Origin of the sequence: Hydrogenophaga sp., from assembly GCF_041633695.1 — a bacterium.
Classification (GTDB): Bacteria; Pseudomonadota; Gammaproteobacteria; order Burkholderiales; family Burkholderiaceae_C; genus Hydrogenophaga.
This window is the reverse complement of record NZ_JBFJMY010000345.1, coordinates 1-4,463: the sequence shown is the minus strand read 5'-3', so window position 1 is coordinate 4,463 and position 4,463 is coordinate 1. Positions and strand designations below refer to the sequence as shown.

Below are 4,463 nucleotides of genomic sequence, written 5' to 3'. Positions count from 1 at the left end.
TGATCGCGCGCCACAAGAAGGTGTACGACACCCTGGGCGAGCGCATCCGCAACGACGAAGTGCACGCCTTGTCCATGAAAACCCACACACCCGCCGAATGGGCGGCACAGGCCTGAACATCCCATGGACAAACTCAGAATCGTGGGCGGACGCCCTCTGAACGGTGAAGTCACCATTTCGGGCGCCAAAAACGCCGCCCTGCCCGAGCTGTGTGCCGCCTTGCTGACCAGCGAGCCCGTGACCTTGCACAACGTGCCCCGGTTGCGCGACGTGGCCACCATGCGCACCTTGCTCGACAACATGGGCGTCAAGACCGAGACCCATGGCGAGCGCGGCGGCATCACGCTGCAGGCGGCCGACACCATCCAGCCGGAAGCACCTTATGAACTGGTGAAAACCATGCGCGCGTCGGTGCTGGCGCTGGGCCCGTTGTTGGCCCGTTTCGGCCACGCCAAAGTCTCTTTGCCCGGTGGCTGTGCCATTGGTTCGCGCCCGGTGGACCAGCACATCAAAGGGCTGCAGGCCATGGGCGCCGAGATCGATGTGGAACACGGCTACATGCTGGCGCGCCTGCCCGCAGGCCATACGCGGCTGCGCGGTGCCCGCATCGCCACCGACATGGTGACCGTGACCGGCACCGAGAACTTTCTGATGGCCGCCGCCCTCGCCGAGGGGGAAACCCTGCTGGAAAACGCGGCCCAGGAGCCCGAGATCCCCGATCTGGCCGAGATGCTGATCGCCATGGGCGCCAGAATCGAAGGCCATGGCACCAGCCGCATCTACATCCAGGGGGTGGATCGCCTGCACGGCTGCACCCACCAGGTGGTGGCCGACCGCATCGAGGCCGGCACCTTTTTGTGCGCCGTGGCGGCCACCGGCGGCGATGTGATCTTGCGCCATGGCCGCGCCGAACACCTGGACGCAGTGATCGACAAATTGATCGAGGCTGGGGCCTCCATCGACGCCGGCGACGGTTTCATCCGCGTGCGCTCGCAAGGCCGTTTGAAGGCGCAGAGCTTTCGCACCACCGAATACCCGGGTTTCCCCACCGACATGCAGGCCCAGTTCATGGCGCTCAACTGCATCGCCCAGGGCACGAGCAAGGTGACCGAGACCATTTTTGAAAACCGTTTCATGCACGTCAACGAGCTGGTGCGCCTGGGCGCGCAGATCCAGGTTGACGGCAAGGTGGCGGTGGTCGAAGGCATTCCCAAGCTCTCGGGCGCGACCGTCATGGCCACCGATCTGCGGGCTTCGGCCAGTCTGGTGATTGCCGGTCTGGTGGCCGAAGGTGAAACCTTGGTGGACCGGATTTACCACCTCGACCGGGGTTACGACCAGATGGAAGACAAACTGCGTGCCATCGGCGCCGATATCGAAAGAGTGAAATGATCACACTCGCGCTCTCAAAAGGCCGCATCTTTGACGAAACCCTGCCCCTGCTCAAGGCGGCGGGCATCGAGGTGCTGGAGAACCCGGACACCTCGCGCAAACTCATTCTGACCACCAACCAGCCCGGTGTGCGGGTCTTGCTGGTGCGCGCTACCGACGTGCCGACCTACGTCGAGCACGGCGGCGCCGATCTGGGTGTGACCGGCAAAGACACCTTGATCGAACACGGCGGCCAAGGGCTGTACCAGCCGCTGGATCTGCAGATCGCCCAGTGCCGCGTGAGCGTGGCGGTGCGCGCCGACTTTGACTACGCCTCGGCCATCCGCCAGGGTTCGCGTTTGAAGGTCGCCACCAAGTACACCGCGATCGCACGCGAATTCTTTGCCAGCAAAGGCGTGCACGTGGACCTGATCAAGCTCTACGGCAGCATGGAGCTGGCGCCGCTCACCGGCCTGGCCGACGCCATCGTGGACCTGGTGTCCACTGGCAACACACTCAAGGCCAACCACTTGATCGAGGTGGAACGCATCATGGACATCAGCTCGCGTCTGGTGGTCAACCAGGCCGCGCTCAAGCTCAAACGGGCCGCCATCCGACCCCTGCTCGATGCCTTTTCCCGCGCCATTGCCGCATCCGAAACGCCATGAATTTGTCCGCCGCTCCTGTTCGCCTGTCCACCTCGGACCCCGACTTTGAGACCCGCTTCCAAGCGCGCCTGCATTGGTCGGCCGAGACCGACGGCGCCATCGAGCAGCGCGTGGCCGACATCCTGGCCGATGTGAAAGCCCGTGGCGACGCGGCGGTGCTCGAGTACACCGCGCGCTTCGACGCGCTGGACGTGACCAACATGGCGGCGCTGGAGTTGAGCCAGGACGAGCTGCGAGCTGCACTGCATGCGCTGCCCTCGGCCCAGCGCCAGGCGTTGGAAAGTGCGGCGCGGCGCGTTCGCAGCTACCACGAAGCACAGAAAAAGGCCTGTGGCGAAAGCTGGTCGTACCGCGACGAAGACGGCAGTCTGCTGGGCCAAAAGGTCACGCCGCTGGACCGGGTGGGCATCTATGTGCCGGGTGGCAAAGCGGCCTATCCCTCCAGCGTGCTGATGAACGCCATTCCCGCGCACGTGGCGGGCGTGTCGGAAATCATCATGGTGGTGCCCACGCCCGGTGGTGCGAAGAACCCGCTGGTGTTGGCGGCGGCCTGTGTGGCCGGTGTCACCCGCGCCTTCACCATCGGCGGCGCACAGGCCGTGGCCGCTCTGGCCTATGGCACCGCCACCGTGCCCAGGGTGGACAAGATCACCGGCCCGGGCAACGCCTACGTGGCCAGCGCCAAAAAGCGCGTGTTCGGCACCGTGGGCATCGACATGATCGCTGGCCCCAGTGAAATTCTGGTGCTGGCCGATGGCAGCACGCCGCCCGAATGGGTGGCGATGGACTTGTTCAGCCAGGCCGAACACGACGAGTTGGCGCAAAGCATTTTGTTGTGCCCCGACGCCGCCTACATCGCCGCCGTGCAGCGCGAAATCGACCGCCTGCTGCCCACCATGCCGCGCGCGCCCATCATCGCCAAGAGCTTGAACGACCGTGGCGCATTGATACAAACCCGCAGCATGGAAGAGGCCTGTGCCATCAGCAACCGAATCGCACCCGAACACCTCGAAGTGTCCAGCCGCGAGCCGCAGCGCTGGGAGCCCTTGCTCAAACACGCGGGCGCGATTTTCCTGGGCGCCTACACCAGCGAGAGCCTGGGCGATTACTGCGCCGGTCCCAACCATGTGTTGCCCACCAGCGGCACCGCGCGCTTTTCCTCGCCACTGGGTGTCTACGATTTCCAGAAGCGCAGCAGCCTGATCGAAGTCAGCGAAGCGGGTGCGCAGACGCTGGGCCTGATCGCCGCCGAACTCGCCTACGGCGAAGGCTTGCAAGCCCACGCCCGCGCCGCCGAAATGCGCTTGAAAACAGTGCCACCCATGCGGGGTGGCCATGACTGAAACGAATCAACCGCCGATGCGCTTCATCCGCCAGGACGTCCAGTCCATGCACGCCTACGCGGTGCAGGACGCCACCGGCATGGTCAAGCTCGACGCGATGGAGAACCCGTTTTCCTTGCCCGCCGAGTTGCAGCGCTCGCTGGGTGAGCGCCTGGGCCGTGTGGCCATCAACCGGTACCCGGGCAGGCAGGTCGAAGACCTGAAGGCGGAACTGGGCCGGCATGTGGACCTTCCTGCCGGTTACGGGCTGATGCTGGGCAATGGTTCCGATGAGTTGATTTCGCTGTTGGCCATGGCCTGCGATGTGCCCGGCGCGTCGATTCTGGCGCCGCTGCCTGGCTTCGTCATGTACGCCATGAGCGCCCAGTTGCAAGGTCTGGCCTTTCACGGCGTGCCGCTCACGCCCGACTTCGAGCTCGACGAAGCGGCCATGCTGACGGCCATGCGAGCGCACCAGCCCGCCATCACCTACATCGCCTACCCGAACAATCCCACGGCCAACCTCTGGGACGCCACCACGATCCACCGCCTGATCGCCGAGGCCGCCACGTACGGTGGTCTGGTGGTGATGGACGAGGCCTACCAGCCTTTCTCCAGCCGCAGCTGGCTCGACGAGATACGTGCCCAGCCGCAGGCCAATGCCCACGTGCTGCTGATGCGCACACTCTCCAAGTTCGGCTTGGCCGGGGTGCGCATCGGCTACATGCTGGGCCCGCAGGCGCTGATCGCCGAGGTGGACAAACTGCGACCACCCTACAACGTGAGCGTGCTCAACGCCGAATGCGCTTCGTTTGCGCTGGAACATGCCCCCGTGTTCGCCGAACAGGCCGCCGCCATCTGCGAACAGCGTGCGGTGCTGCTGCAGGCCTTGGGCCGTATGCTGGGCGTCACTGTCTTCCCCAGCGAGGCCAATATGGTGTTGGTGCGGGTGCACGGCGCGGGCGCCAGCGATGTGGATGCGGCGCAACGCTGCTTCCAGGCCCTGAAGGCGCGCCGGATTCTGGTCAAGAATGTTTCTAAAATGCACCCATTGCTGTCCAATTGTTTGCGTCTGACGGTGGGAACACCCGAAGAGACCGCG

5 protein-coding genes are annotated in these 4,463 nt (G+C 64.9%); all 5 read left to right on the top strand.

Annotation, left to right across the window (positions count from 1 at the left end; genetic code table 11):
- On the top strand, positions 1-116 hold a 116-nt coding region (locus tag ABYB95_RS17615), incomplete at its 5' end, for a BolA/IbaG family iron-sulfur metabolism protein (RefSeq protein ID WP_372659877.1).
- A 7-nt stretch (positions 117-123) separates the two neighbouring features.
- Positions 124-1,392, top strand: a complete 1,269-nt coding sequence (gene murA / locus ABYB95_RS17610) for a UDP-N-acetylglucosamine 1-carboxyvinyltransferase (protein WP_372659875.1) — start codon at positions 124-126, stop codon at positions 1,390-1,392.
- A complete protein-coding gene (hisG, locus tag ABYB95_RS17605; protein WP_372659873.1) occupies positions 1,389-2,039 on the top strand; it encodes an ATP phosphoribosyltransferase in 651 nt (216 codons plus the stop codon). Before murA ends, hisG begins: the two co-directional genes overlap by 4 nt.
- Entirely contained in the window at positions 2,036-3,382 is a 1,347-nt protein-coding gene (gene hisD, locus ABYB95_RS17600; protein ID WP_372659871.1) for a histidinol dehydrogenase, read from the top strand. The genes hisG and hisD overlap by 4 nt, the downstream gene beginning before the upstream one ends.
- A partial coding sequence (locus ABYB95_RS17595; RefSeq protein ID WP_372659869.1) for a histidinol-phosphate transaminase occupies positions 3,375-4,463 on the top strand: 1,089 nt, incomplete at its 3' end. The genes hisD and ABYB95_RS17595, both read left to right, overlap by 8 nt.

Bases quoted from the DNA above. Each gene is read 5' to 3' on its own strand.
- murA (WP_372659875.1), top strand. From the start codon at position 124: ATGGACAAACTCAGAATCGTGGGCGGACGCCCTCTGAACGGTGAAGTC.
- hisG (WP_372659873.1), top strand. From the start codon at position 1,389: ATGATCACACTCGCGCTCTCAAAAGGCCGCATCTTTGACGAAACCCTG.
- hisD (WP_372659871.1), top strand. From the start codon at position 2,036: ATGAATTTGTCCGCCGCTCCTGTTCGCCTGTCCACCTCGGACCCCGAC.